Origin of the sequence: Streptomyces sp. NPDC048171, from assembly GCF_043202655.1 — a bacterium.
Lineage (GTDB): Bacteria > Actinomycetota > Actinomycetes > Streptomycetales > Streptomycetaceae > Streptomyces.
Genome location: NZ_JBIDAU010000010.1, coordinates 167,185 through 192,774 on the forward strand (window position 1 = coordinate 167,185; position 25,590 = coordinate 192,774).

General features: G+C 72.6%; 23 protein-coding genes. 14 read left to right on the forward strand and 9 right to left on the reverse strand.

The window, feature by feature from the left end; genetic code table 11:
* Positions 1 to 25: 25 nt before the first annotated feature.
* Positions 26 to 2,305 (reverse strand): FdhF/YdeP family oxidoreductase, encoded by a 2,280-nt coding sequence (locus tag ACGF3J_RS27820; RefSeq protein WP_161326037.1) that lies wholly within the window; start codon positions 2,303 to 2,305, stop codon positions 26 to 28.
* A 189-nt stretch (positions 2,306 to 2,494) separates the two neighbouring features.
* On the opposite strand from ACGF3J_RS27820, the gene polA reads away from it, so the two are divergent.
* Complete coding sequence (polA, locus tag ACGF3J_RS27825; RefSeq protein ID WP_161326036.1) at positions 2,495 to 5,218, forward strand: DNA polymerase I; 2,724 nt, start codon at positions 2,495 to 2,497, stop codon at positions 5,216 to 5,218.
* 964 nt (positions 5,219 to 6,182) lie between these two features.
* Complete coding sequence (locus ACGF3J_RS27830; RefSeq protein ID WP_346345949.1) at positions 6,183 to 6,530, forward strand: hypothetical protein; 348 nt, start codon at positions 6,183 to 6,185, stop codon at positions 6,528 to 6,530.
* Here the strand turns inward: ACGF3J_RS27830 and ACGF3J_RS27835 are convergent.
* Positions 6,451 to 7,305, reverse strand: coding sequence for a DUF4184 family protein (locus tag ACGF3J_RS27835; protein WP_161326508.1), 855 nt, complete (start codon positions 7,303 to 7,305; stop codon positions 6,451 to 6,453). The genes ACGF3J_RS27830 and ACGF3J_RS27835 overlap by 80 nt on opposite strands.
* A gap of 268 nt (positions 7,306 to 7,573) precedes the next feature.
* Between ACGF3J_RS27835 and ACGF3J_RS27840 the strand changes: the two genes are divergently transcribed.
* Entirely contained in the window at positions 7,574 to 9,355 is a 1,782-nt protein-coding gene (locus tag ACGF3J_RS27840) for a lytic transglycosylase domain-containing protein (RefSeq protein WP_161326507.1), read from the forward strand.
* A gap of 78 nt (positions 9,356 to 9,433) precedes the next feature.
* Here ACGF3J_RS27840 and hrpB read toward each other — a convergent pair whose 3' ends face one another.
* Together hrpB and ACGF3J_RS27850 are read right to left on the reverse strand one after the other, a co-directional pair.
* Entirely contained in the window at positions 9,434 to 11,977 is a 2,544-nt protein-coding gene (gene hrpB, locus ACGF3J_RS27845) for an ATP-dependent helicase HrpB (RefSeq protein WP_393855006.1), read from the reverse strand.
* Between the two features lie 67 nt (positions 11,978 to 12,044).
* Entirely contained in the window at positions 12,045 to 13,016 is a 972-nt protein-coding gene (locus ACGF3J_RS27850; RefSeq protein WP_237552380.1) for a class I SAM-dependent methyltransferase, read from the reverse strand.
* Positions 13,017 to 13,242: 226 nt separating this feature from the next.
* Between ACGF3J_RS27850 and rpsA the strand changes: the two genes are divergently transcribed.
* The 4 genes from rpsA to ACGF3J_RS27870 all read left to right on the forward strand — a co-directional run bounded on the left by rpsA (position 13,243) and on the right by ACGF3J_RS27870 (position 16,994).
* Positions 13,243 to 14,751 (forward strand): 30S ribosomal protein S1, encoded by a 1,509-nt coding sequence (rpsA, locus tag ACGF3J_RS27855; protein WP_125495358.1) that lies wholly within the window; start codon positions 13,243 to 13,245, stop codon positions 14,749 to 14,751.
* Positions 14,752 to 14,935: 184 nt separating this feature from the next.
* Positions 14,936 to 15,874: a PAC2 family protein gene (locus ACGF3J_RS27860; RefSeq protein ID WP_161327379.1), complete on the forward strand. Its 939-nt coding sequence runs from the start codon at positions 14,936 to 14,938 to the stop codon at positions 15,872 to 15,874.
* Positions 15,875 to 15,943: 69 nt separating this feature from the next.
* Positions 15,944 to 16,564 carry a dephospho-CoA kinase gene (gene coaE, locus ACGF3J_RS27865; RefSeq protein WP_161327378.1) on the forward strand — a complete coding sequence of 207 codons (621 nt, stop codon included), beginning with the start codon at positions 15,944 to 15,946 and terminating at the stop codon, positions 16,562 to 16,564.
* A 49-nt stretch (positions 16,565 to 16,613) separates the two neighbouring features.
* The gene (locus ACGF3J_RS27870) at positions 16,614 to 16,994 is read left to right on the forward strand and encodes a M48 family metallopeptidase (RefSeq protein WP_122615035.1); all 381 of its coding nucleotides are present in this window, start codon (positions 16,614 to 16,616) and stop codon (positions 16,992 to 16,994) included.
* 3 nt (positions 16,995 to 16,997) lie between these two features.
* On the opposite strand, the gene ACGF3J_RS27875 is transcribed toward ACGF3J_RS27870, so the two are convergent.
* Positions 16,998 to 17,255, reverse strand: coding sequence for a DUF6343 family protein (locus ACGF3J_RS27875; protein WP_161327377.1), 258 nt, complete (start codon positions 17,253 to 17,255; stop codon positions 16,998 to 17,000).
* Positions 17,256 to 17,427: 172 nt separating this feature from the next.
* Here ACGF3J_RS27875 and ACGF3J_RS27880 point away from each other — a divergent pair, with 172 nt between their 5' ends.
* Positions 17,428 to 18,114 carry a bifunctional 2-polyprenyl-6-hydroxyphenol methylase/3-demethylubiquinol 3-O-methyltransferase UbiG gene (locus ACGF3J_RS27880; protein ID WP_161327376.1) on the forward strand — a complete coding sequence of 229 codons (687 nt, stop codon included), beginning with the start codon at positions 17,428 to 17,430 and terminating at the stop codon, positions 18,112 to 18,114.
* A gap of 122 nt (positions 18,115 to 18,236) precedes the next feature.
* A complete protein-coding gene (locus tag ACGF3J_RS27885) occupies positions 18,237 to 18,656 on the forward strand; it encodes a DoxX family protein (RefSeq protein WP_161327375.1) in 420 nt (139 codons plus the stop codon).
* A gap of 80 nt (positions 18,657 to 18,736) precedes the next feature.
* On the opposite strand, the gene ACGF3J_RS27890 is transcribed toward ACGF3J_RS27885, so the two are convergent.
* Positions 18,737 to 19,276: an RNA-binding S4 domain-containing protein gene (locus ACGF3J_RS27890; RefSeq protein ID WP_161327374.1), complete on the reverse strand. Its 540-nt coding sequence runs from the start codon at positions 19,274 to 19,276 to the stop codon at positions 18,737 to 18,739.
* A 73-nt stretch (positions 19,277 to 19,349) separates the two neighbouring features.
* Here ACGF3J_RS27890 and ACGF3J_RS27895 point away from each other — a divergent pair, with 73 nt between their 5' ends.
* A complete protein-coding gene (locus ACGF3J_RS27895) occupies positions 19,350 to 20,063 on the forward strand; it encodes a uracil-DNA glycosylase (protein WP_161327373.1) in 714 nt (237 codons plus the stop codon).
* A 41-nt stretch (positions 20,064 to 20,104) separates the two neighbouring features.
* Positions 20,105 to 21,070 carry a prolyl aminopeptidase gene (gene pip, locus ACGF3J_RS27900; protein ID WP_161327372.1) on the forward strand — a complete coding sequence of 322 codons (966 nt, stop codon included), beginning with the start codon at positions 20,105 to 20,107 and terminating at the stop codon, positions 21,068 to 21,070.
* A gap of 61 nt (positions 21,071 to 21,131) precedes the next feature.
* On the opposite strand, the gene ACGF3J_RS27905 is transcribed toward pip, so the two are convergent.
* Both ACGF3J_RS27905 and ACGF3J_RS27910 read right to left on the reverse strand, forming a co-directional pair.
* Positions 21,132 to 21,602, reverse strand: a complete 471-nt coding sequence (locus tag ACGF3J_RS27905) for a GNAT family N-acetyltransferase (RefSeq protein WP_393855007.1) — start codon at positions 21,600 to 21,602, stop codon at positions 21,132 to 21,134.
* Positions 21,599 to 22,012, reverse strand: a complete 414-nt coding sequence (locus tag ACGF3J_RS27910) for a RidA family protein (RefSeq protein WP_161327371.1) — start codon at positions 22,010 to 22,012, stop codon at positions 21,599 to 21,601. The genes ACGF3J_RS27905 and ACGF3J_RS27910 overlap by 4 nt, the downstream gene beginning before the upstream one ends.
* A gap of 150 nt (positions 22,013 to 22,162) precedes the next feature.
* Here ACGF3J_RS27910 and ACGF3J_RS27915 point away from each other — a divergent pair, with 150 nt between their 5' ends.
* Positions 22,163 to 22,939: a nucleotidyltransferase domain-containing protein gene (locus ACGF3J_RS27915; RefSeq protein ID WP_161327370.1), complete on the forward strand. Its 777-nt coding sequence runs from the start codon at positions 22,163 to 22,165 to the stop codon at positions 22,937 to 22,939.
* Positions 22,940 to 23,034: 95 nt separating this feature from the next.
* Here ACGF3J_RS27915 and ACGF3J_RS27920 read toward each other — a convergent pair whose 3' ends face one another.
* Positions 23,035 to 24,153, reverse strand: coding sequence for a hypothetical protein (locus ACGF3J_RS27920; RefSeq protein WP_393855008.1), 1,119 nt, complete (start codon positions 24,151 to 24,153; stop codon positions 23,035 to 23,037).
* Between the two features lie 183 nt (positions 24,154 to 24,336).
* On the opposite strand from ACGF3J_RS27920, the gene ACGF3J_RS27925 reads away from it, so the two are divergent.
* Together ACGF3J_RS27925 and ACGF3J_RS27930 are read left to right on the forward strand one after the other, a co-directional pair.
* On the forward strand, positions 24,337 to 24,882 hold the full coding sequence (locus ACGF3J_RS27925; RefSeq protein WP_393855009.1) for a hypothetical protein: 546 nt from the start codon (positions 24,337 to 24,339) through the stop codon (positions 24,880 to 24,882).
* 12 nt (positions 24,883 to 24,894) lie between these two features.
* On the forward strand, positions 24,895 to 25,521 hold the full coding sequence (locus ACGF3J_RS27930) for a hypothetical protein (RefSeq protein WP_161327368.1): 627 nt from the start codon (positions 24,895 to 24,897) through the stop codon (positions 25,519 to 25,521).
* Positions 25,522 to 25,590: the final 69 nt, after the last annotated feature.

Here is a 25,590-nt window from a genome sequence, read left to right on the forward strand (position 1 = left end):
GCCGTCGGCTCGACTGAGCAAACGCTCAGTCGGTCGCCGATTGTTCCAGACGGACGACCACGGACTTGCTGGCCGGGGTGTTGCTGGTGTCCGCGGTGGCGTCCAGCGGCACCAGCACGTTGGTCTCCGGGTAGTAGGCCGCCGCGCAGCCCCGGGCCGTCGGGTAGTGCACGACGCGGAAACCGGGCGCCCGCCGCTCCACCCCGTCCCGCCACTCGCTCACCAGGTCGACGTACGAGCCGTCCTCGACGTCCAGCTTCCGGGCGTCCTCCGGGTTGACCAGGACGACCCTGCGGCCGTTCCTGATGCCCCGGTAGCGGTCGTCCAGGCCGTAGATCGTCGTGTTGTACTGGTCGTGCGAGCGCAGCGTCTGGAGCAGCAGCCGCCCCTCGGGCAGCTCCGGGTACTCGACCGGCGCGGCGGTGAAGTTGGCCTTGCCGGTGGCCGTCGGGAAGCGACGCTCGTCGCGGGGCGCGTGCGGGAGCGCGAAGCCCCCGGGGTGCGCCACGCGCGCGTTGAAGTCCTCGAAGCCCGGGACGACCCGCCCGATGCGGTCGCGGATCGTCGCGTAGTCCTTCTCGAACTCCTCCCACGGCGTACGGCTGTCCTCGCCCAGCACCCGGCGCGCCAGGCGGCACACGATCGCCGGCTCGGACAGCAGCTGCCCGCTCGCGGGCTCCAGCCGGCCCCGGGAGGCGTGCACCATGCCCATCGAGTCCTCGACGGTGACGAACTGCTCGCCGCCGCCCTGGAGGTCGCGTTCGGTGCGGCCCAGCGTCGGCAGGATCAGCGCCCGCGCGCCGGTGACCGCGTGCGAGCGGTTCAGCTTCGTCGACACGTGCACCGTCAGGCGCGCCCGGCGCATGGCCGCCTCGGTGACCTCCGTGTCGGGCGAGGCCGACACGAAGTTGCCGCCCATGGCGAAGAAGACCTTCGCCTCCCCGTCACGCAGCGCGCGGATGGCCCGTACGACGTCGTAGCCGTGCTCGCGCGGCGGGGCGAAGCCGAACTCCCTCTCCAGGGCGTCCAGGAACGCGGGTGCGGGCCGCTCGAAGATGCCCATCGTGCGGTCGCCCTGCACGTTGGAGTGGCCGCGCACCGGGCAGACGCCCGCGCCCGGTCGGCCGATGTTGCCGCGCAGCAGCAGGAAGTTGACGACCTCGCGGATCGTGGGCACGGAGTGCTTGTGCTGGGTCAGGCCCATCGCCCAGCACACGATGGTGCGCTCGGAGGCGAGCACCATGCGCAGCGTCTCGTCGATCTCCGCGCGGGTGAGCCCGGTCGCCGCCAGCGTCTCGTCCCAGTCGGCGGCCCGCGCGGTCTCGGCGAACTCCTCGTAGCCGTGCGTGTGTTCCGCGACGAAGTCCTCGTCGACCGCGCCCTCGGTCTCCAGGATCAGCTTGTTCAGCAGCCGGAACAGGGCCTGGTCGCCGCCGAGACGGATCTGCAGGAACAGGTCGGTGAGCGCGGCGCCCGCGGTGAGCCCCTTGGCGGTCTGCGGGTTCTTGAAGCGCTCCAGCCCGGCCTCGGGCAGGGGGTTGACGCTGATGATCCGCGCGCCGTTCGCCTTGGCCTGCTCCAGGGCGGAGAGCATGCGCGGGTGGTTGGTGCCCGGGTTCTGCCCCGCCACGATGATCAGGTCGGACTTGTACAGGTCCTCCAGGAGGACGCTGCCCTTGCCGACGCCGATGGTCTCGGACAGGGCGGAGCCGGACGACTCGTGGCACATGTTGGAGCAGTCGGGCAGGTTGTTCGTGCCCAGCTCGCGCGCGAAGAGCTGGTAGAGGAACGCCGCCTCGTTGCTCGTACGCCCCGACGTGTAGAACACCGCCTCGTCGGCGGAGTCCAGGGCGGCGATCTCCTCCGCGACGATGCCGAAGGCGCGCTCCCAGGTGACCGGTTCGTAGTGGTCGCCGCCCTCGGGGAGGTACACCGGGTGCGTGAGCCGTCCCTGCTGGCCCAGCCAGTACCCGCTGCGGGTGGCGAGGTCGGTCACGGGGTGCGCGGCGAAGAACTCCGGGGTGACCCGGCGCAGGGTGGCCTCCTCGGCCACCGCCTTCGCGCCGTTCTCGCAGAACTCCGCCTTGTGCCGGTGGTCCGGCTCGGGCCAGGCGCAGCCCGGGCAGTCGAAGCCGTCCTTCTGGTTGACACTGAGCAGCGTCAGCGCGGTCCGCTTCACGCCCATCTGCCGCTGTGCCATCCGCAGGGTGTGACCGATGGCCGGGATGCCGGCCGCCGCGTGCTGGGGCTCTGTCACCTGCGGCGCGTCCTGGACGGGATCACCCTTGGGCGGCTTGGTGGCCATCGCGCGCTCCTTCGCTGACGCGTGTGAGGTACGTCTCCGATCCTCGCACGCGCCGCCGACAACTCGTCCGGCCGGGGCGGGCGGAGATCGTGAGCAATGTTCGCGGACTTCGCGCGCACCGCCGCCTCCCACGGCGTGGACGGGCGCGGCCGGGACCGACTGTCAGTGGCACGTGGCAGGATCGGTGTCGTGGCGAAGACAGCATCGAAGAAGACCGACAGCACCTCCGGCGCCCGCCCGCGGCTGATGCTCATGGACGGGCACTCGCTGGCCTACCGCGCGTTCTTCGCGCTGCCCGCGGAGAACTTCACGACCGCGACGGGCCAGCCGACCAACGCGATCTACGGATTCGCGTCGATGCTGGCCAACACGTTGCGTGACGAGGCGCCCACGCACTTCGCGGTGGCGTTCGACGTCTCCCGCAAGACCTGGCGGTCGCAGGAGTTCACGGAGTACAAGGCGAACCGCTCCAAGACCCCCGACGAGTTCAAGGGCCAGGTCGAGCTGATCGGCGAGCTGCTCGACGCCATGCACGTCACCCGCTTCGCCGTCGACGGCTTCGAGGCGGACGACGTCATCGCCACGCTCGCCACGCAGGCCGAGGCCGAGGGCTTCGACGTGCTGATCGTCACCGGCGACCGGGACTCCTTCCAGCTGGTCAGCGAGCACACCACGGTCCTCTACCCGACCAAGGGCGTCTCCGAGCTGACCCGCTTCACGCCGGAGAAGGTCTTCGAGAAGTACGGGCTGACCCCCGCCCAGTACCCCGACTTCGCGGCCCTGCGCGGCGACCCGTCCGACAACCTGCCGGGCATCCCGGGCGTCGGCGAGAAGACGGCCGCGAAGTGGATCAACCAGTTCGGATCCTTCGCGGACCTGGTCGAGCGCGTCGACGAGGTCAAGGGCAAGGCCGGGCAGAACCTGCGCGACCACCTGGAGTCCGTCAAGCTCAACCGCCGGCTCACCGAGCTGGAGCGGCGGGTCGAGCTGCCCAAGGCGGTCACCGACCTGGAGCGGCCCGCGTACGACCGCAAGGGTGTCGCGATGATCCTGGACACCCTGGAGATCCGCAATCCGTCCCTGCGCGAGCGGCTCTACGCCGTCGACCCGGGCGCCGAGGAGGCCGAGGCCACCCCGGTCGTGGCGGACGGGGTCGAGCTGGACGGCGTGGTGCTGGGTACCGGCGAGGTGGCCGGCTGGCTCACCGAGCACGGCGCACAGCCCCTGGGCGTCGCCACCGTCGACACCTGGGCCCTGGGCACCGGCTCGGTCGCCGAGGTCGCGCTGGCCGCGGCCGACGGAAAGGCCGCCTGGTTCGACCCGACGGCGCTGGACGAGGCCGACGAGACGGCGTTCGCCGCCTGGCTGTCCGACGCGGACCGTCCCAAGGTGTTCCACAGCGCCAAGGGCGCGATGCGGGTCTTCGCCGAGCACGGCTGGAGCGTCGCCGGCGTGGGCATGGACACCGCGCTCGCCGCCTACCTGGTCAAGCCGGGCCGCCGCTCCTTCGACCTGGACGCGCTGTCCCTGGAGTACCTCCACCGCGAGCTGGCCCCGGCCGCCGCGGCCGACGGCCAGCTGGCCTTCGGCGCGGACGACGGCGCCGAGGCCGAGGCCCTCATGGTGCAGGCCCGAGCGATCCTCGATCTCGGCGAGGCGTTCGAGGGCCGCCTGGCGGACGTCGGCGCCGCGGACCTGCTGCGCGACATGGAGCTGCCGACCTCCGCACTGCTCGCCCGCATGGAGCGGCACGGCATCGCGGCCGACCGCGCCCATCTGGAGGCCATGGAGCAGATGTTCGCGGGCGCCGTCCAGCAGGCGGTGAAGGAGGCGCACGCGGCGGCCGGACGCGAGTTCAACCTGGGCTCGCCCAAGCAGCTCCAGGAAGTCCTCTTCGGCGAGCTGAACCTGCCGAAGACCAAGAAGACCAAGACCGGCTACACCACCGACGCCGACGCCCTGGCCTGGCTCGCGGCCCAGACCGACAACGAACTGCCGGTGATCATGCTCCGCCACCGCGAGCAGGCCAAGCTGCGGGTCACGGTGGAGGGCCTGATCAAGACGATCGCCGCGGACGGCCGCATCCACACCACGTTCAACCAGACGGTCGCCGCGACTGGCCGCCTCTCCTCCACGGACCCGAACCTGCAGAACATCCCGGTCCGCACCGACGAGGGCCGCGCCATCCGCCGCGGCTTCGTGGTCGGCGAGGGCTTCGAGTCCCTGATGACGGCCGACTACAGCCAGATCGAGCTGCGGGTGATGGCCCACCTCTCGGAGGACGCCGGCCTCACCGAGGCGTTCACCTCGGGCGAGGACCTGCACACCACCGCCGCCGCGCAGGTCTTCTCCGTCGAGCAGTCGGCCGTGGACGCGGAGATGCGCCGCAAGATCAAGGCCATGTCCTACGGCCTGGCGTACGGCCTCTCGGCCTTCGGCCTCTCCCAGCAGCTGAACATCGAGGCGGCCGAGGCGCGCGGCCTGATGGACGCCTACTTCGAGCGCTTCGGCGGCGTACGGGACTACCTGCGCCGGGTGGTCGACGAGGCACGGGCGACGGGCTACACGGCGACCCTCTTCGGCCGCCGCCGCTACCTGCCCGACCTCAACAGCGACAACCGCCAGCGCCGCGAGGCCGCCGAGCGCATGGCCCTCAACGCCCCCATCCAGGGCACCGCGGCCGACATCGTCAAGATCGCCATGCTCAACGTGGACAAGGCACTGCGCGAGGCCGAGCTGTCCTCCCGCATGCTGCTCCAGGTCCACGACGAAATCGTCCTGGAGATCGCCCCCGGCGAGCGCGCCGCGGCGGAGGAACTGGTCCGCCGCGAAATGGCGAACGCGGTCCAGCTCAACGTCCCCCTGGGCGTCTCGGTGGGCTCGGGAGCGGACTGGGAGTCGGCGGCGCACTAGCCTCCGGCGGTTGGCGGGGCGGTCGGAGCGCGGGCCAGGGCACCCACCACCCGCCCGCCTGCTCGCGTTCGGCGTGGTGGCCCCCGGCGTGCGTCGGGGCGCGGCGGCGTATGTGTCTCTGGCGGTTTGGTGGGGCGGGGGAGTGCGGGCGTGGGCGCCCGACCTGTCCGCGCGCGCTCGGCGTGGTGGCCCCCGGCGTGCGTTGGGGCGCGGCGGCGTATGTGTCTCTGGCGGTTTGGTGGGGCGGGGGAGTGCGGGCGTGGGCGCCCGACCTGCCCGCTCGCGCTCGGCGTGGCGGCCCCCGGCATGCGTCGGGGCGCGGCGGCGCATGGGTCTCCGGGGGGTGGCGGGGCGGGGGAGTGCCGACCTGGGCGCTGCCCGCACGCGCTCGGCGAGGCGGCTGCCCGACGTGGTGCGGGGAGTCGAACGCCCCGTCTTCCTGGGTGGGCCGTCCGCCCGCTTGGGCCGTGACACCGGCAGTGGCAGCGGGGTGACCGGTCGCCTGGGGCCTTCGCCTCAGTGTCCGGAGGGGCCGGGCCCCGATCCCGTGCGGTTGTCCGCCCGCGTCCCCGGGCTCCCGCCGGATACCCGCCCGGGTGCTCACCGGGCGTGGCGGCCGCGCCGCCTGGCACAGCCCGCGGCTCGTGCCGACGCGGACGGCGGGCACTCCGCCGGGCACCGACGCTCCGACTCGCACGCGCCGCGCGGGCTCGTCCCGGCCGCAGGCCTCGGCCTGGTTCGCTCGCCCTCGATAGGGCAGCCCCAGCAGGGAGTCGCTGCCCGGCGGCGTCACCGGGGCGACGCGGCACCCGGCGACGCCCCGGCCCCCGGAGGGCCCGTCACTCTGGTGGCCCCCGCGGATGCGCCCCCCGCGCTCGTCTCCCGTGAGGATGCGGGCATGGGTATACGCATGCTCCACCACCGGACGACACCGGCACGGGCAAGCACAGACGGACCCGCCCGCGTGCCACTGCTACCGGTCCCGGCCCTCGCGCCAGACGCGAGTACCGGCCGCATCCCCGCCACCCTCACCACGGCCCTGCGCCGCACCGCGACCGGCCTCCGCCGCAGACTCGCCCGCCCGGACCCGGAGACCGCCACCCCGCGCGAGACACCGGCCTGGCGGCTGTGGGCCGACCTGGCGCGCGGCTACCTGTCACTGGCCCTCTCCCGGGTGCCGCGGCCCCGCCCCGCACGCACCTTCACCGTGTTCGTCGCGACCGCCGACACCCTCAGCGGGCGACCCGGCGGTCCGGCTCCGTACCGGCACCGGCACGGCTGGTGGGAGCCGGGACCGGACGCCACACCCTGACCGCCACGGCGTACAGCAGCAGCGCCGGGACCAGCCCCGCGCCCGCCCCGAAGCACACCGTCGGGATCAGCTCCCAGGGCTTCGCCATATGACCCCAGTAGTCCCACCACCGCGTCGCCCGCCGCACCGCCCCCGCCACCGCGCAGCCCCCGAGCACCGCCGCGGCCCACCACCGGTCCCGGACCGAGAGGACCGGAACCGCCGGCGTCCCGCTCCGGGGCGTCCGGCGCAGCGCCCGCGTCAGGAACACGACGATGACGACCGCGGCCACCGCGGAACCGCCGTACTGCAGGTACCAGTAGAGCGGTGAGCCCGCGATCTCCCGGCCCAGCACCGGGAACACCCGCATCCCCCAGCGGTCGAGGTGCGTGAAGGCGTCCCACACCACGTGCGTCAGCGCCCCCAGCACCGCCGACACGTACCACCACGCCACCAGCGGGGGCAGCACACGCGCGCGTGGCGCCCCGCACCGCAACAGAGGCGCGACGCGTCCCTGGCGGGCGCTCGGCAGCAGGGCCACCAGCGGTTCGCGGACCAGCAGCCACAACCCCACCAGCGCCCAGGCCACCGCCACATCCACCGTGAAGACACCCGGAAACGAGTGCGTGACGTCCCCGAACTCCATCGCATCGGGCAGGAAACTCGCCGCGTAATAGGTCATGTCGGGCGCGAACGACCCAGCCACCAGCACGGCCGGCGCCATCCGTCCACGGCCCGACCCGTCACCCCGCACTCCTGGCAGCACGGCGGCGGCATGACTGAGAGTGAACGGCAACAGAACTCCTCTTATGGCCAACCGGTGAATATCGGGCGCGAACGGGTGCCCGTGCAAAGCAAGTTGCCGTAGGGTCGCCTGCGGCACCGTGCCGGTCGAACAGACGGACACCGCGCTCGGAAGGTTGCGGTGCAACCGTCGGCGCGGACCGATCGTCACAACAGGGCGGAACGACGGGCGGGCACGGCAGCCGAGCACGGCAGCCGGACACCGCGGCCGGGCACGGACGGAGAGGGACGCGCGGGCGTCCACGGGAGGGGTTCACTCTATGGCGGCGCATTTCGACCGGAGGCTCCGCAAGGCGGCGGTCACCACCACCGTGGCGGCGGTCGTGGTCGCGGCCCTGTCCGCGTCCCAGGCCCCGGACGTGACGGCCGACGCCAACGGCAGACAGACCTCCGCGGACAACGCGCCGGCGTCCGACACACCCTCCCAGGAGAGCGCGACCGGCAACTCGCCGTACTACACGGACCTGCCGCCGCTCAACAGCCCCAGCCCCGCACCCACCATCGGCACCCCCGACTCCCGGGCCGCCGCCGAGGCCGGCATACCCGCGACCGTCCTGGACGCCTACAAGAAGGCCGAGGCGGCGGTGCGCCAGGCCAAGCCCGGCTGCAACCTGCCGTGGCAACTCCTCGCCGCCATCGGCAAGGTGGAGTCCGGCCAGGCTCGCGGCGGCCGCGTCGACGCCCAGGGCACCACCATCGGCAAGATCATCGGCCCCCAGCTCGACGGCAACGGCTTCGCGCTCATCAAGGACACCGACGACGGCGTCTACGACGGCAACAGCAGCTACGACAACGCCGTCGGCCCCATGCAGTTCATCCCCTCCACCTGGTCGTGGGCGGGCCGGGACGGCAACGGCGACGGCAAGGACGACCCCAACAACGTCTACGACGCCGCGCTCGCCGCCGGTCACTACCTCTGCCGCTTCACCTGGGACCTCTCCGACGAGGCCGACCTCAAGAGCGCGATCCTCAGCTACAACAACTCGCAGGACTACCTGCACACGGTCCTGTCCTGGCTGGAGCACTACCGCAAGGGCACCCACGAGATCCCCGACGGCACCGGCAGCCTCCCCGTGGGCCGCAGCGACGACCTGATCGGCGCCGGCACCGGTCCCTCGCCCGGCGCGACGGGCCCGACGCCGCGACCCGGCGCCTCCGGCTCCCCCTCGCCCGGCAGCGACAAGCCGAACCGCCCGGCCGAGCCCGGCAAGCCTCCGAACCCCGGCACCGGCTCACCGACCCCCAAGCCGCCGACGGAACCGGAGCCGCCCACCGGCACCCGGCCCCCCACGCCCACCGACACGGTGCACCACCTGGAGAACGCGGGTGCCACCGGGCTCACCGCGATCGCGGGCGACACCTTCGCCGAGAAGCTCAGCGCCCGCGCCGAGACCAAGGCCGGAAAGGCCGTCGGCAAGGTACGCGTCCGCTTCACCGTGGTGGGAAACACGGACGCCGCCTTCACCGGCGGAGACAAGGTCGCCGCGGTCACCACCAACGCCTCCGGCGTGGCCGTCGCGCCCGCGCTGGTGGCGGGCGAGCAGACCGGCGCCTTCACCGTCCGCGCCACCGTGATCGGCCGCACCGTGGGCCTCGACTACAAGGCCACGGTCACCGAACGCGTCGCCGACGCCCTCGACCGCGTCGGTGACGCCGAGCTGACCTGCGCGCCGGGCGGCGAGTTCGCGGACCAGATCGAGGTGAAGGCCACGCACAAGGGCGCCGCCGCCGACAAGGTCGCCGTCACCGCCACGCTCATCAAGTCGGTGCTCGACCCGACCGAGGCCGACAAGGGCCCTTACTTCAAGGACGCCGACGGCAAGACCGTCCGCACCCTGACCGGCCTCAAGACCGACGCCAAGGGCATGCTGAAGCTGCCGAAGCTGTACGCCGACGACACCAGCGGCACGTACATGCTCCGCGTCACCACGGCGGGCGGCGGCGCGCTCAACGTCCAGCTGAAGGTCGCCGAGGCGGCCGAGCCGACGCCCGACCCGTCCACCGAGCCGTCCACGAGCCCTTCCACCGAGCCCAAGGCATAAGCGCGATCCCGACCGGACGACCGAGGGCGCCCTCCGCCACGGCGGAGGGCGCCCTCACCGTCTCCACAGCCCCCCGCGTCACCGCGCGAGCCGGGCCTTCGTGTACCGGGTCGGCTCCGCCGAGGCGGGATCCTCGGGCCACGGATGCTTCGGGTACCGGCCGCGCAGCTCCGCGCGTACGCCCTTGTAGCCGTCCCGCCAGAAGGAGGCCAGGTCGGCCGTCACCGCGGCGGGGCGTCCGGCGGGGGAGAGAAGATGGACGAGCAGGGGCACCCCGGCGATCCGGGGCGACCGCTGCAGCCCGAACATCTCCTGCAACTTCACCGCGAGGACCGGCTGTTCCGGGTCCCCGTAGTCGATCCGGATCCTGGACCCACTGGGGACCGTGATGCGCTCGGGGGCCAGCTCGTCGAGGTGCGCCGCCTCCCCGGACGTCCAGGGCAGCAGCCGCGCCAGCGCCTCCACGGCGTCGATCCGGCCCAGGTCGGCCCGCCGTCGGGCCCGGCCCAGCTCGGGCTCCAACCACTCGTCCACGCGCGCGTGGAGGGCGTCGTCCGAGACGTCCGGCCACGGCTCACCGAGATGCCGCCGCAGAAACGCGAGCCGCGCGCGCAGCACGTCCGCGTCGGCCGTACGGCGCAACAGCCCCAGACCTTCCTGCCGCAGCCCTTCGAGCAGTGCGTCCCGCACGAGACCGGGGTCGGCGCCGGTGAGCGGCCGGACCGCGAGTTCCACGGCGCCGAGTCGCTCCACCCGCCGGGCCACGACGTCGCCGTCGCGCCAGTGGACCTCGTCCCGCTCCGCCAGCAGCGCCCCCGCCGCGAGCCGGGCCGTCTCCTCGTCGACGGCCGCACCGAGCTGCACGCGCGCGTGGCCCCGGCCCACCGGCCGGTCGGCCACGGCGACGGCGATCCACGGCGCACCCCGCAGCGCCGATCCCTCGGGCAGCTCGGCCCGGGTGCCGGAGACCATCAGATAGGTACCGCCGTCCTTCTTCGCCACGCGCTCGGGAAAGGCCAGGGCGGCCACCAGCCCGGCGAGAGCCTCCTCGGTGAGCGGCAGCCCCCGCCGGCCGTCCCCCGGCTCCACAGCGCCCCGCAGCCGCCGCACCTCCGCCCGCCACCGCGCCGCGTAGCCGTCACCTCCACGCCGGGCGGCCCGCAGTACGGACACCAGCTCGTCCCCGTACTCCCGCGGCGCCTCCTCGCTGAGCAGCCCGACCACTTCGGCGACCACCTCGGGACCGCCGCCGCCTCCACCGGAGCGACCCGTCCCGGCGTCCCCCGCCGATCCGGCCGCGTCGAGCAGCGCCCGACCCAGGCGGGGATGGACGCCGAGGCGGGCGAGCCGGAGGCCCCGGGGCGTGGCACGCCCGGTGGAGTCGACCGCGCCGACCGCCGTCAGGACCGACCGCGCCGCCGCCATCGCCCCACCGGGCGGAGGGTCCAGGAGCGCCAGTCCGGACGCGTCCGGATCCCCCCAGCAGGCCGCCTGCAGCGCGAACGCGGTCAGATCGGCCACCTTGATCTCCGGCGCCGGGAAACGCGGCAGCCGGGCGTCCTCCGCCTCCGCCCAGCAGCGGTACACCGCGCCGGGGGCCTCCCGCCCGGCCCGCCCCGCCCGCTGCCGCGCCGCCGCCCGCGAGGCCCGTACCGTCGCCAGGGCGCTCAGCCCGCGCGCGTGGTCGACGCGCGGCTCCCGCGCCAGTCCGGCGTCCACGACCGCCCGCACGCCCGGAACCGTCAGCGACGACTCCGCCACCGAGGTCGCCAGCACCACCCGGCGCCGCGCCCCGGGCACCAGCACCGCGTCCTGCACGGCCGCGGGCGCCCGCCCGTGCACCTGGAGCACGTCGACGTCCCCGAGGCCCCCCAGCTGCCCGGCGACACGCGCGATCTCCCCGACGCCCGGCAGGAAGCAGAGCACGTCCCCGTCCCGCTCGGCCAGCGCCCGCCGCACCACCGACGCGACGTGCGCGAGCAGCGCCGGATCCACCCGCGTCCCGTGCGGGGGCCGCACCGGACGCGCCGGCGGCGACCAGACCACCTCCACGGGATACGACACGCCCTGCGCCTCGACGACCGGCGCCCCGCCCAGCAGCCGGGCCCAGCCCTCCGCGTCCGTCGTCGCCGACGCGGCCACCAGGCGCAGTTCCGGGCGGAGCGCCTGGCGCACGTCCCACAGGAACGCCGCCGCCGTGTCCGCGTCCAGATGCCGCTCGTGGCACTCGTCGAGCACCACCACGTCGACGCCGGTCAGTTCCTGGTCCCGCTGGAGCCGCTGCAGGAGCACACCGGTGGTGACGACCTCCACGCGCGTGTGCCGTCCGGCCACCCGCTCACCGCGCACGGTGTACCCGACACGCGCGCCGGGCTTCTCACCCAGCAGCCACGCCATCCGCCGGGCCGCCGCCCGCGCCGCGATCCGCCGGGGCTCGGCCACGACCACGCGTCGTGCGGGTCCCTCGCCCAGCAGCCCGGCCAGCGCGAGCGGCACCAACGTCGTCTTGCCGGTGCCGGGAGGCGCGACCAGCACCGCCGTGCCGTGCCCCTCCAGGGCGTCGTGCAGCGCGGGCAGGGCACCGCGCACGGGCAGCGCGTCCAGGGCGTCGTAACGGATCACGCCCCCAGTGTCGTACGCCCGCGAAACCGGCCTCCACACGCGCGTGCGCACGCACGTCCCGTACGGCTCAGTCGCGCTCGCACACGAAGATCGCCGTCCCCGGGATCAGGTGCCCGCGCAGCGGGGACCACCCGCCCCACTCGGAGGTGTTCCAGTCCGGCCACTCCGGTTCCACGAGGTCCACCAGCCGGAACCCGGACGTCACCACGTCCCGCACCCGGTCACCGAGCGTCCGGTGGTGCTCGACATACACCGCGCGGCCCTCGTCGTCCTGCTCGACGTAGGGCGTCCGGTCGAAGTACGACGCGGAGACCGACAGCCCCTCGGGGCCCGGCTCGTCCGGCAGCGCCCAGCGCAGCGGATGCGTGACGGAGAAGACGAAACGGCCCCCCGGGCGCAGCACCCGGCGCACCTCCCGCAGCACCAGCCGCGGATCGGCGACGAACGGCAGCGCCCCGTACGCCGAGCACGCCAGATCGAACGAGCCGTCCGCGAAGGGCAGCACGGCGGCGTCGGCGCAGACCAGGGGGAAGTCGCCGCCGATGCGCAGGGCGTGCTGGAGCTGGCGGTGGGAGAGGTCGAGGGCCACCGGACGGGCACCCTGGGCGGTCAGCCAGCGCGAGCACTGCGCGGCGCCGGCGCCGATCTCCAGGACCGTCTTCCCCTTCAGGTCCTCCGGCGGGCCGAGCAGCTCGGCCTCCACCTCGTCCAGGCCCTCGGGACACCACACGAAGCGGTCGTCGCCGAGGAAGGTGCCGTGCTCGGTCTGGTACTCGTCCGCGTTCCGGTCCCACCAGCCGCGGTTGGCGCGCGAACTCTCCGTGACACCGGCGGCACGCCGGGTGGCCTCGGGTTCTGCCGCCGCGGTCTCGGACGTTACGGGCTCTTGGATGACCGGCTCCCTCGTACTAGTCTGCGGGCTCTTCCGTGCCGCCGGTCCCGGGTCACGCAAGGGACGCTCAGGGGTCCACGTGGCCTCGGGGGACAGCTTTTGTGCCGGGTATGCGGTGATCTGCCCCGGGTGTGCGGCTTCGCGCATTGACCCTGCCCGGCTGCCCCCGTATGCTACAAGTTGCGCTGCGGGCCTGCGCGCCTCAGACGTAGTAGGCCGCGCTCGCATCTGTTGTATGTCCCCTCGGTTCTCGAGGCGTCACCAGTGGTTTTCGGTGACGCTTCCTTGGCTGTCCGGCTTCTGCAGAGCGAAACGGGCTCCCGGCGTAAGCAGTACCTACGACTTCAATGTCCGTACCGGAGCCCTTTCCCACATGACGAGCAGCACCGAGACCACCGCCACCACCCCGCAGGTAGCGGTCAACGACATCGGTAACGAGGAAGCCTTCCTCGCCGCGATCGACGAGACGATCAAGTACTTCAACGACGGCGACATCGTCGACGGCGTCATCGTGAAGGTCGACCGGGACGAGGTCCTGCTCGACATCGGTTACAAGACCGAAGGTGTCATCCCGAGCCGCGAGCTCTCGATCAAGCACGACGTCGACCCCAACGAGGTCGTCGCCGTCGGTGACGAGATCGAGGCCCTTGTTCTCCAGAAGGAGGACAAGGAAGGCCGCCTGATCCTCTCGAAGAAGCGCGCCCAGTACGAGCGTGCCTGGGGCACCATCGAGAAGATCAAGGAAGAGGACGGCATCGTCACCGGTACCGTCATCGAGGTCGTCAAGGGTGGTCTCATCCTCGACATCGGCCTCCGCGGCTTCCTCCCGGCCTCCCTGGTCGAGATGCGCCGTGTCCGCGACCTCCAGCCCTACGTGGGCAAGGAGCTCGAGGCGAAGATCATCGAGCTGGACAAGAACCGCAACAACGTGGTCCTGTCCCGCCGTGCCTGGCTGGAGCAGACCCAGTCCGAGGTCCGCCAGACGTTCCTCACCACCCTCCAGAAGGGTCAGGTCCGTTCCGGCGTCGTCTCCTCGATCGTCAACTTCGGTGCCTTCGTGGACCTGGGTGGCGTCGACGGTCTGGTCCACGTCTCCGAGCTGTCCTGGAAGCACATCGACCACCCCTCCGAGGTCGTCGAGGTCGGCCAGGAGGTCACCGTCGAGGTTCTCGACGTCGACATGGACCGCGAGCGTGTCTCCCTGTCGCTGAAGGCGACCCAGGAAGACCCGTGGCAGCAGTTCGCCCGCACCCACCAGATCGGCCAGGTCGTTCCCGGCAAGGTCACGAAGCTGGTGCCGTTCGGTGCGTTCGTCCGCGTGGACGAGGGCATCGAGGGTCTGGTCCACATCTCCGAGCTGGCCGAGCGCCACGTGGAGATCCCGGAGCAGGTCGTCCAGGTCAACGACGAGATCTTCGTCAAGGTCATCGACATCGACCTCGAGCGCCGTCGCATCAGCCTCTCGCTGAAGCAGGCCAACGAGGCCTTCGGTGCCGACCCGTCGACGGTCGAGTTCGACCCGACCCTGTACGGCATGGCCGCGTCCTACGACGACCAGGGCAACTACATCTACCCCGAGGGCTTCGACCCCGAGACCAACGACTGGCTCGAGGGCTACGAGACCCAGCGCGAGGCGTGGGAGACGCAGTACGCCGAGGCGCAGCAGCGCTTCGAGCAGCACCAGGCCCAGGTCATCAAGTCCCGCGAGGCGGACGAGAAGGCCGCGGCCGAGGGTGCCGACACCGCGGGTGCGGCTCCGGTCGCGTCCGGCGGCGGTGGCGGCGGCTCGTACTCCTCCGAGGGTGGCGACAACTCCGGCGCCCTGGCGTCGGACGAGGCGCTGGCCGCGCTGCGCGAGAAGCTGGCCGGCGGCCAGAGCTGAGCGCAGGCCACTGAGGCCAAGCCGTAGACCAGAGGGCCGCACCTTTCGAGGTGCGGCCCTTTGGCGTTGCCCTGGACGGCGCCCCTCCGACGCGGCCGCCAAGATCACAGTCCTCGCCCTTGCGGGAATGCCCGTCCCCGTCCGGGCGTTGTCACGTACGAACACGAGGAGGGGAGCGGTCACTGTGCTTGATCCGCAGGATTTGTACGCATGGGAGCCGAAGGGCCTGGCCGTCGTCGACATGGCGCTCGCGCAGGAGTCGGCCGGACTGGTCATGCTGTACCACTTCGACGGCTACATCGACGCCGGGGAAACCGGCGACCAGATCGTCGAGCGCGTGTTCGACACGCTGCCCCACCAGGTCGTCGCCCGCTTCGACCACGACCGGCTCGTCGACTACCGGGCGCGCCGTCCGCTGCTGACCTTCAAGCGGGACAGCTGGACGGAGTACGAGGAACCCACCATCGAGGTGCGGCTCGTCCAGGACGCCACCGGGGCGCCGTTCCTGCTGCTGTCCGGCCCCGAACCGGACGTCGAGTGGGAGCGCTTCGCCGCGGCCGTGGCGCAGATCGTGGAGCGCCTGGGCGTCCGCCTGGCGGTGAGCTTCCACGGCATCCCCATGGGTGTCCCGCACACCCGTCCCGTCGGCGTCACCCCGCACGGCACCCGCACTGACCTCGTACCGGGCCACCGCAGCCCCTTCGAGGAGGCGCAGGTCCCCGGCAGCGCCGAGGCGCTCGTCGAGTACCGGCTCATGCAGGCCGGCCACGACGTCCTGGGTGTCGCCGCGCACGTCCCGCACTACATCGCCCGCTCCCCGTACCCCGACGCGGCGCTGACCGTCCTGGAGGCGATCACCGCGGCGACCGGCCTGGTCCTGCCCGGCATCGCGCACGCCCTGCGCACGGACGCCCACCGCACCCAGACGGAGATCGACCGGCAGATCCAGGAGGGCGACGAGGAGCTGACCGCCCTCGTCCAGGGCCTGGAGCACCAGTACGACGCGGCCGCGGGCGCCGAGACCCGCGGCAACATGCTCGCCGAGCCCGTCGAGATCCCCTCGGCCGACGAGATCGGGCGCGAGTTCGAACAGTTCCTGGCGGAGCGGGAGGGCGACAACTGACGTCGCCCGGCCGGCCCGCGGACGGGGCCGTTGAGTCCGCCTTCACCGGCAGGCCCTAAGCTTCCGCTCATGCTGAAGGTGGGCCTGACCGGCGGGATCGGTGCCGGCAAGAGCGAGGTGTCGCGGCTGCTCGTCGAGCACGGCGCCGTACTGATCGACTCGGACCGGATCGCGCGCGAGGTCGTCGCGCCCGGGACCCCGGGACTCGAGGCGGTCGCGGCGGCCTTCGGCGAGGACGTGCTCGCCGGAGACGGCAGCCTGGACCGGCCGAAGCTCGGCTCGATCGTCTTCGCCGACCCGGAGCGCCTCGCCGCGCTGAACGCCATCGTGCACCCCCTGGTGGGCGACCGCTCCCGCGCTCTCGAAGAGGCGGCCGACGACGACGCCGTCGTCGTCCACGACGTCCCCCTGCTCACCGAGAACGGCCTGGCGCCGCTGTACGACCTGGTGGTCGTCGTGGACGCCGACCCCGCCACCCAGCTCGACCGGCTGGTCCGGCTGCGCGGCATGACCGAACCGGACGCGCGGGCCCGCATGGCCGCCCAGGCGACGCGTGAGCAGCGCCGGGAGATCGCGGACGTGGTCATCGACAATGACGTACCGCTGGACGAGCTGCGCCGCCGCGTCGCGGAGGTGTGGACCGAGCTGGCCCACCGGGCACACGCCCGGCGCCGGACGGCACAGGAATAGGGTGCCCCGCGCGGGCGTTGATCCCTTCCAGTGAGGGAAGGACTCTGCCGTGCCCGAGATCAGCGGTTCGACCGGACGTACCCCGGAGACGGACGTCATCGACTTCCGTGCCGCCGAGCAGTTGCTCGCGGCGCGTGACCCGCGGGGCGCGGTGAAGCTGCTCGACGCGGTCATCGGAGCCCACCCCGAGAACACCGCCGCGCGGCTGCTGCGCGCGCGTGCCTTCTTCGCCGCGGCGCAACTGCGACCGGCCGAGCTGGAGTTCACCATCGTCCTGGAGCGCGAGCCGGACAACGCGTTCGCGCACTTCGCGCTGGCCCGCACCTACGAGCGCAGGGGCTGCCCCGACCAGGCCCGGCGGCACTTCAGGCTGGCGGCGGCCCTGGATCCCAACCCGGAGTACCTCCAGCAGGCGCGTTTCGACTCCTGACGGTCAGCTCCTCGGCGGCTGGTACGGCGGGACGTCCCGGCCCGGCTGGTAGTGCGGGCCCTGGCGCAGGTGCCGCAGGACCACCGTGAGGTCGATCGTCGCGACCAGCCAGAGCACCCCGCAGGCCACGGCCCATCCGGTACGGCCGGTGAGCGCGAAGGCCGCCGTCCCGAAGACCGCCCAGACCAGCCCCCACAGGCTCAGCCAGAACCGCGCCCGCAGTGCACTGCGCGCGGTGGCCGGTTCACTGCCCGTACGCATCGGATCACCACTCCTGTAAGCAACGTACTCCGGCGGGCCACGAGGGGGAAACGGGCAGGGCCGGCGGCCCCGCCGCACCACCGGACCGGGTGCGTTCACTCGGTCGGGTGCACCGGCGGTGTGTGGGAACGGGTGTGCGGTGGCGGGCCGTTGGACGGGCATGGACCTGAGAATGCGAGAGGGACACCAGGGGACGGGACCCGGGGCCATCACCCCGGACGGCTGTGCCGTCGAGCTGTACTCGCGGCTGCCCGCGGGACCCGAGCCGGACATCGTCGCCGCCGCCGTACCCGGGGGTGCGCGCATCCTGGAGCTGGGCAGCGGGGTGGGCCGCATGACCCATCCGCTGCTGGAGCGCGGGTTCTCCGTCACCGCCGTCGACGAGTCCGCCGAGATGCTGGAGCACGTGCGCGGCGCACGGACCATATGCGGCCCGATCGAGCACCTCGACCTGGACGAGCGCTTCGACGTGGTCATGATGGCGTCGTTCCTCGTCCACACCGGCGACGTCGAGGTGCGGCGGGGACTGCTGCGCACCTGCGCGCGGCACGTCGCGGACGACGGCTGCGTACTGATCCAGCGGGAGGGTGCGGACTACCACACGAACCTGCCGCGCGAGCGGGTCGATCCCAGCGGCTTCACCGTGCGGATCCTGTCGGCGGACCCGGTCGCGGAGGGCGTAAATTCGGTACGCGCGGAGTACGAGTTTCCGGACGCGGTCTGGACCCAGACCTTCCTGGCCCGGCCGCTGACGAAGGAACAGTTCGAGCAGGCACTGGCCGAGGCGGGACTCCGGGTGGACCGGTACCTGACCGACGACGGGACGTGGGTGAGGGCGATTCCGATGCCGCAGGACTGATGCCGCAGGACTGATGTCACAGGAGTGATGCGACAAGAGTAGGGATCCGGCGATGAGTTCCGGTCCGGCGGGCGGTCTACCCACCCGACAGCAGCACGGACCACCCAGCTCAGGAGACCGCCATGGCCGAGACCACCGCTTCCACCGCTCCCACGGCCCGCACCGCCCGGATCACCCTGCGCGTGGTGCAGGTGCTCGTCGCGCTGTTCTTCGCGGTGGCGAGCGCCTCGCCCAAGCTCGTCGGGCACTCCTCGGCGGCCGACAGCTTCGCCACGATGGGCTGGGGCGACGTCGGCATGTATGCGATCGGAGTCCTGGAGCTGGCCGGGGCGGTCGCCCTGCTGATCCCGGTGCTCCAGTCGGTGGCGGCGACGGCGCTCGGCGCGCTGATGATCGGCGCGTTCGTCGTCCAGCTGACCTACTTCGACGGTGAGAACGCGGTGACGCCGCTCATCCTGCTGGTGCCGCTCCTGGTCATCGCCCGGGCCCGCCGCGAGCACAACACGGAGCTGCTCCGGCTGGTCCGGGCCCGGCGCGGCTGACTGGGCAGTCCGAGACGGGATCAGGGCCCGGTCACGGCGATCAGCGCCTGTGGTCACGCGATCAGGGCATGATCACGCGATCAGGGCCTGGTCTCGGCGTCCTTACGGGCGCGGGCCAGGCTCTCCAGCCCGCGCAGGCGCTCCATCTCACGGCGGTCCCGCTTGGTCGGCCGCCCGGCGCCGCGGTCCCGGATCCCGGCCGGGGCGACGGCCTCGCGGGGCGGGGGCGGCGGGGAGTTGTCGATGTAGCACTGGGCGGCGATCGGGGCACCGACGCGCTTGCGGATGAGCCGCTTCACGATGACGACGCGTTCCCGGCCCTCGTGCCGCAGGCGTACCTCGTCGCCCACGCGCAGTGAGTACGCGGGCTTCACACGGTCACCGTTCACCCGGACATGGCCGCCCCGGCAGGCGGTGGCGCCGAGGGAGCGGGTCTTGATCAGACGGACGGCCCAGATCCAGCTGTCCACCCGGACGCTCTCACCGCTCTGCGGCCCGGCCGCCTCGGCGGCGGCGATCGCGGCGGCGGTCTTCGGGTCCTGTTCCGGGGCCCCGGGAGCGTCCTGCGGGACGGCCGCCCCGTCCGCCGGGACCTTGCCCTCGTCATGCTCGGAAGCCATGCTCCGACCTTAGCCGCCCGGCCCGGCGGGAGGGGCCGCAATTTCCGCCGGAGGATCGTTCTACGGTGGACGTATGGACACCGGCGGCCTCCCCTTGCTCGACCAGCGGATCGCGGACTGCCGGGCCTGCCCGAGGCTGGTCGACTGGCGGGAGGAGGTGGCCCGTACGAAGCGGGCGGCCTTCGCCGACTGGACGTACTGGGGCCGTCCGGTGCCGGGTTTCGGACCGCCCGGCGCGAGCCTCCTGATCGTCGGACTCGCCCCCGCGGCCCACGGCGGCAACCGCACCGGCCGGATGTTCACCGGCGACCGCTCCGGAGACGTCCTGTACCAGGCCCTGTACGACGTGGGCCTCGCCTCGCAGCCCACCGCGGTCTCCGCCGACGACGGCCTGGAACTGCTCGGCGTCCGCGTCACCTCGCCGGTGCACTGCGCCCCGCCCGCCAACAAGCCCACCCCGGCCGAACGCGACACCTGCCGTCCCTGGCTCGTCCAGGAGCTGGACCTGCTGCGGCCGACGCTGCGTGCGGTGGTCGTGCTCGGCGCCTTCGGATGGCAGGCGGCGCTGCCCGCGTTCGCCGCCGCGGGCTGGACCGTGCCCCGTCCCCGTCCGCCCTTCGCACACGGCGGGCAGGTCACCCTGGACGCGCCCGACGGGCCCGGCCTGCGCCTCTTCGGCTGCTTCCACGTCAGCCAGCGCAACACCTTCACCGGCCGGCTCACTCCCGGGATGCTCCGCGACGTGCTGCGCGCGGCGGCGGACGCGGCGGGCCTGCCCACCCGGTAAAGCGGATGAGCGTTCCGTTCCGGCGGCGCTACGGTGCTCCGATGGGCCTGTATCCGGAGATCGAACCGTACGACCACGGCATGCTCGACGTCGGCGACGGCAACAGCGTCTACTGGGAGACCTGCGGCAACCCGCACGGCAAGCCCGCGCTGGTGCTGCACGGCGGGCCGGGCAGCGGCGCGCGCCCGGGGCACCGGCGGTACTTCGACCCCGCCGCCTACCGGATCGTCCTCCTCGACCAGCGCGGTGCCGGACGGTCGCTGCCCGGCGCGAGCGCACACGACACCGACATGAGCGTCAACACCACCGCCCACGTCATGGCGGACCTGGAACGGCTCCGCGCCCACCTGGGCATCGGGCGCTGGCTGGTGTGGGGCGTGTCGTGGGGGTCGGTCCTGGGCCTGCGGTACGCGCAGACGCACCCCGGTGTGGTGTCCGAGCTGGTGCTGACCGGCCTCGCGACCGGTTCCGACGCCGAAGTGGCCCTCCTCACCCGAGGGCTGGGCAAGATCTTCCCCGAGGCCTTCGAGCGGTTCCTCGCCGCGCTGCCCCCGGACCGGCGCGACGGCGATCCGGCCGCCGCCTACAACCGGCTGCTGGAGTCGCCGGACGCCGCGGTCCGGGAGCGGGCCGCCCGCGCCTGGACCGACTGGGAGACGGCGACCATCCCGGCGCCGCCACGCTCGGTCGCCCGGTTCGAGGATCCGGAGTTCCGCCTGGGCTTCGCCCGCACCGTCACGCACTACTGGGGCAACGGCCACTTCCTCGGCGAGGGCAACGACGAGGGAGTGGTCCTCAGGGACGCGCACCTGCTGAAGGGCATCCCCGGCACCCTGGTCCAGGGCAGCCTCGACTTCGGCAACCTCCTGGGCGTCGTATGGCGGCTCCACCACGCGTGGCCGGACAGCGAGCTGGTGATCGTGGACGAGGCCGGACACGACGCCGGAGCCGTCGGGGACGAGGCACTCGTGGCGGCGACAGACGCATACGCCCGGCGCGGAGCCTGAGCGGCGTACGGACGCGGGCGTGGCGGCCGGACGTGCCGGACGCCCTGCCCGCGGACGCCTCCTACGGACGCCACACGTACCGCACGTCCGGCTCCCGCTCCTCGTTCCGGGAGCCGTCAGTGCGCTCCACCGCGGTGAACCCGTGCCGCTCGTAGAAGCGGTGCGCGGGCGCGTTGACCTGGAACGTCCACAGCTCGAGCCCGGCCGGCCGGCGCTCCTTGGCCAGGGCGACGAACCGGTCGCCGAGCCCGAGCCCGCGCCGTTCGGGGGCGAGATACAGCTGAGACAGCTCCTCGCCCTCCAGCACCATCACCCCCGCCACCACACCACTGGCCTCCTCGGCCACCCAGGCCTCGTGCTGCTCCACCACCACGTGCCGGAAGTACGCCCGGACCTCGTCGTCGGTCCGGGGCCTGACCACGGTCGGCAGCGCGGCGGCGAAGGAGCGCAGCCACACGTCGGCGGCGGCACGCGCGTCGGCGGCCGACGCGCGCCGCAGGACTACCGCCCCGGCTCCCGTGTCCGGGCTCACGGACGGGCCTCCTCGGGCACGACCGCCGTCGCCGTGATCTCCACCAGCTGTCCCGTGTACCCGAGGCAGCTCACCCCGAGCAGCGTCGAGGAGTGCGGGCCGGTGCTGAGCCCCGACGCCTCGACGACGTCCCAGACGGCGGACAGCTCGGCGGGCTCGGTGCCCACGACGTACACGTCGGTCGACAGCACGTGCCGCAGGTCGCTGCCGACGGCACGCAACTGCTCGGTGAGGTTCGCGACGACCTGCTCGGCCTGCCGGACCGCGTCGCCCTCGCCGACCAGCTTCCCGTCCGCGTCGAGCGGAACGGCCCCGGCGAGAAAGGCGAGCCTGGTGCCGGCCTCGACGACGGAGGCGTGGGAGTAGGTGGGCGGCGGAAAGAGACCGGACACGGTGACGCGCTGGATCACGTGGGCTCCTGAAAGATGGACGACAACCTCGCGATCGTCCGCCTCCGGGCCCACGTCGCGCACCCGATTTTCCCTCGCGGCCCGCGCCCGGGCCCGCCTAGGCTTCCGGTGTCCGTTCCGTCGCCCCGTCACCGCCAGGAGCCCACCGCAGTGCCCTCCCTCACGGATCCCACGGACGAGGCCTTCCTCGACACCACCGCCGACCGGCTCGCCGCCCTGCCCGGCGTCCGGGCGGTCACCCTCGGCGGTTCCCGGGCACAGGGCACGCACAGGCCCGACAGCGACTGGGACATGGCCGTCTACTACCGGGGCGCCTTCGACCCCGACGACCTCCGCGCCCTCGGCTGGGCCGGTGAGGTCTCGGAGATCGGCGCCTGGGGCGGCGGGGTCTTCAACGGCGGCGCCTGGCTGACGATCGACGGCCGCCGCGTCGACGTGCACTACCGCGACCTCGACGTGGTCGAGCACCAGGTGACGGAGGCGGCGGCGGGCCGCTTCGGCGTCGAGCCGCTGATGTTCCACCTGGCGGGCATCCCGACGTACCTGGTGGTCGCGGAACTGGCGATCAACCGGACACTGCGCGGCGACCTGCCCCGCCCCGACTACCCCGACGCCCTGCGCGCCACCGCCCCCGACCACTGGCACGGCGCGGCCACGGCGACCCTCGCCTACGCGAGAACCGGCCACGCCCCCAAGGGCGCCCTCACCCAGGTCGCCGGCGCCATCGCCCTCGCCACCACCCAGACGGCACACGCCGTCCTGGCGGCACGGGGGGAGTGGGTCACCAACGAGAAGGGCATCGTCGAGCGCGCCGGCCTGGGCGGGATCGACGAGCTGGTCGCCGGGATGACGCCGGAGCCGCACTCCCTGACCCGCTCGGTGGAACACGCCGAGACGCTCCTGCGCCTCGCCCCGGAGGCGAGCTGAGACCTTCGGACATCATCCGTCCGGCCCGACGGGACAGGCGTGCCCCGCGGGCCGTGGGAGTAGGCCGGAGTCCCGGCTCCCGGCACGCGGTGCGCTCATGGGCCGGCCACCGGCTCGGAGTTGTCGTCGGTCGGGGTGGGCAGCGGAGGCGGGGCAACGGGCGGCGGCGAGACGAGCAGGGCCGTGGACGGGTCCACGTCGGCGGCGTGGAACAGGGTCGGGAGGTCGTGGTCGAGAAGGCCCGCCATCTCGATCGCCACCCGGCCCTGGGCGTGGGCGGAACGGATCGACTGACCGTCCGCGACGGCGGCGTAGAAGCGTGCCGCGTAGGTGATCGCGTCGATGTCCCCGATGGATGCCGACATTCCGATCGCCAGCGGGACGGTGTCCACCAGCCGGGCCGCCTGGGGTGCTGAGTCGCACGAGTTGAGCAGGACCAGCAGCGGCTGTTCGTCCACGGCGGCGATGGCGCGGGCGAAGGCCCGGGCGGAGACCACGGCCCCGTCGTGGAAGCGGTCGGTGTCCTGCTCGAAGACGACGAGGTCCGCCGCGCTGTGGCCCGAGAAGTGCACGACGTGCGGCCTGAAGCGGGTGAGGCCGTCGAGGAGGTGGTCGGCCGTCGCGGCGGGGTGAGCGTCCAACTCGACGAGATCGCGGTGCAGCGCCCGCTCCACCGCCGTGCGGATACGGGCCTGTTCACGGGGGATGCGCAGGTCGCCGCCCGCCGCTGCGCCGAGCATCAGCACCCGCAGGGGTTCGGGCCTTGGTGCGCGCAGGTGCCTGATGACGTCGTTCATCTTTCCCTCCGTCAGGGTGATTCGGGTGTCGAGCCGGGTCTGCTCCGAGGCGATCCGCAGCATCGCCTCGCGCCGTTCATGCCGGAGTACCGTTTCCACGGCTTCGCGTTCCTCCGCGTCCGCCTCGGCCCACAGCACGTCCAGCGCCGCCGCCCGTTTGCCGAGGAGCGCGCCCCGTGCCTCCCACGAAGCGGCGTCGCGTGCCGCCCTGTTGGCTTCCTTCTCGCGCCGTGCGGCGCTGCGAAGTCTGCCGTCGCGGAGGCCGGTGTTGTGCGTCCGGGCCGCCGAGGAACGCTGCTGGGTGGCGGAGGCGCGGGCCGTCGCCTCCCTCCGCCGGAGCGAAGCCGCCCGCCGCTCGGCGTCTGCCTGCCTTCTCCTTGTCTGTTCCAGCCGGGCTCGGTATTCCCCTGCTGTCATGCGACTCCCTGGGAGAAAGGTTCTTGATGTGCTGAGAGTGGGCTGCGCTCCTCACGGGAAAGTAAATGTGCCCGCAGCATAAGGCGATTAACCCATCATACGGTTGGGAACGAACCCCAAGCGGGTCCGCGGTGCGGCCGGTTGAAGGGGGGCGACGTCTTGGCGTCGGAAAGACTCAGGCAAATGTTGAGTGAAGTCGATCCAGTTGTGCTCGATTTTGTTCGGGTGGGCACGATGGCTGGACTTGACGTATCGGACGGAGGCGTTGGCGACGACTCCTCCGGATGGCATGACGGGCTGCACATGGCGGCGGACGGCGTCGGCGCTGCGGCGGTCGCGTGGATGGGCTGGCGGTCGGTGCAGGACGCGAAGTCCTGGTGGCGCAGGAAGCAGCGCGCCGAAGCCGGCGGTGCGCCCGGCCCCGGCGGCGGGAGACTCGCTTCGACGGCTGCGGCGTCCACGGACACGGCGGCGGCGAAGGACAGGAACACCGGGGAGGCCGAGCCCAGGCTGAAGCGTTCCGTCCTGTTGGACCTGGCCCGCCGCGAACTGATCGAGGAATTCGATCTCCCGGCCGACGAGCCCTTGAAGGTGCGCGAACAGGAATACGACGTGAGTGAGTCCGCTTATCGATTCGAATTCGAGTCCGGAGCGGATGTGTACGAGGCCTTGGTCGTGACGAAGGGGACCCGGGCCGCGGTGGTCAACTTTCACCACAGCAGAGGATAGAGGGGGCGGGAAATGAGCAACGTGGTTCCGGGTTTCCTGACGGCACACAAGAGATACCTGGTAAGGGTGGAGCTGGCGTCGGGCGAGCAGGCAACCCTGCACATCGAGGACGCGCAGTTCCTCTACCCTCCGCACCAGGTGGCGCTCCCCTTCCTGCGAGAGCGGAATCCAGTCGTCCAGCACTTCTTCGTGCCTCGCGAGCACGACCGGCTGGAGGTCGCCTACCATCCCGGTCTGGCGACTCGCGCGGGCCACACCGCTGAGGACATCGCACTGACGGTGTACTACTCCTGCCAGCTGGGTGGCCTCTTCACGCGGGTGAGCGACCGGCGGAAACTGAACGGCCTCAGGATCACCGACCTCGGGTCCGGCCAGGCCTCGGGGTACTCCTACCACGCCAAGGACCGGATCAAGGACGGCACCAGCGCCGCCATGCTCGGACTCGGGGCCGGGCGGATGGCCTGGAGGGGTGTGTCGGACGGATCGGCGGCCCTGCGCAGCCTCGCGGAATGGGCGCAGGGGCGCGGCCGTGAGAAGGGCTACTACCTCGTGGAGGAGAACCGACTCTCGGACCAGCCTGTGATCCGGAGCGCCCTTCATTTCAACGACCTGCAGCCCTTGGGATCCCGCAGCGGCTGAGCTCGGCCAACGGCGTTGCCGACAGCGAAGGTTGGGCTGCGGTGAGGGCCTCGTCAGGCCGGGAGGGCG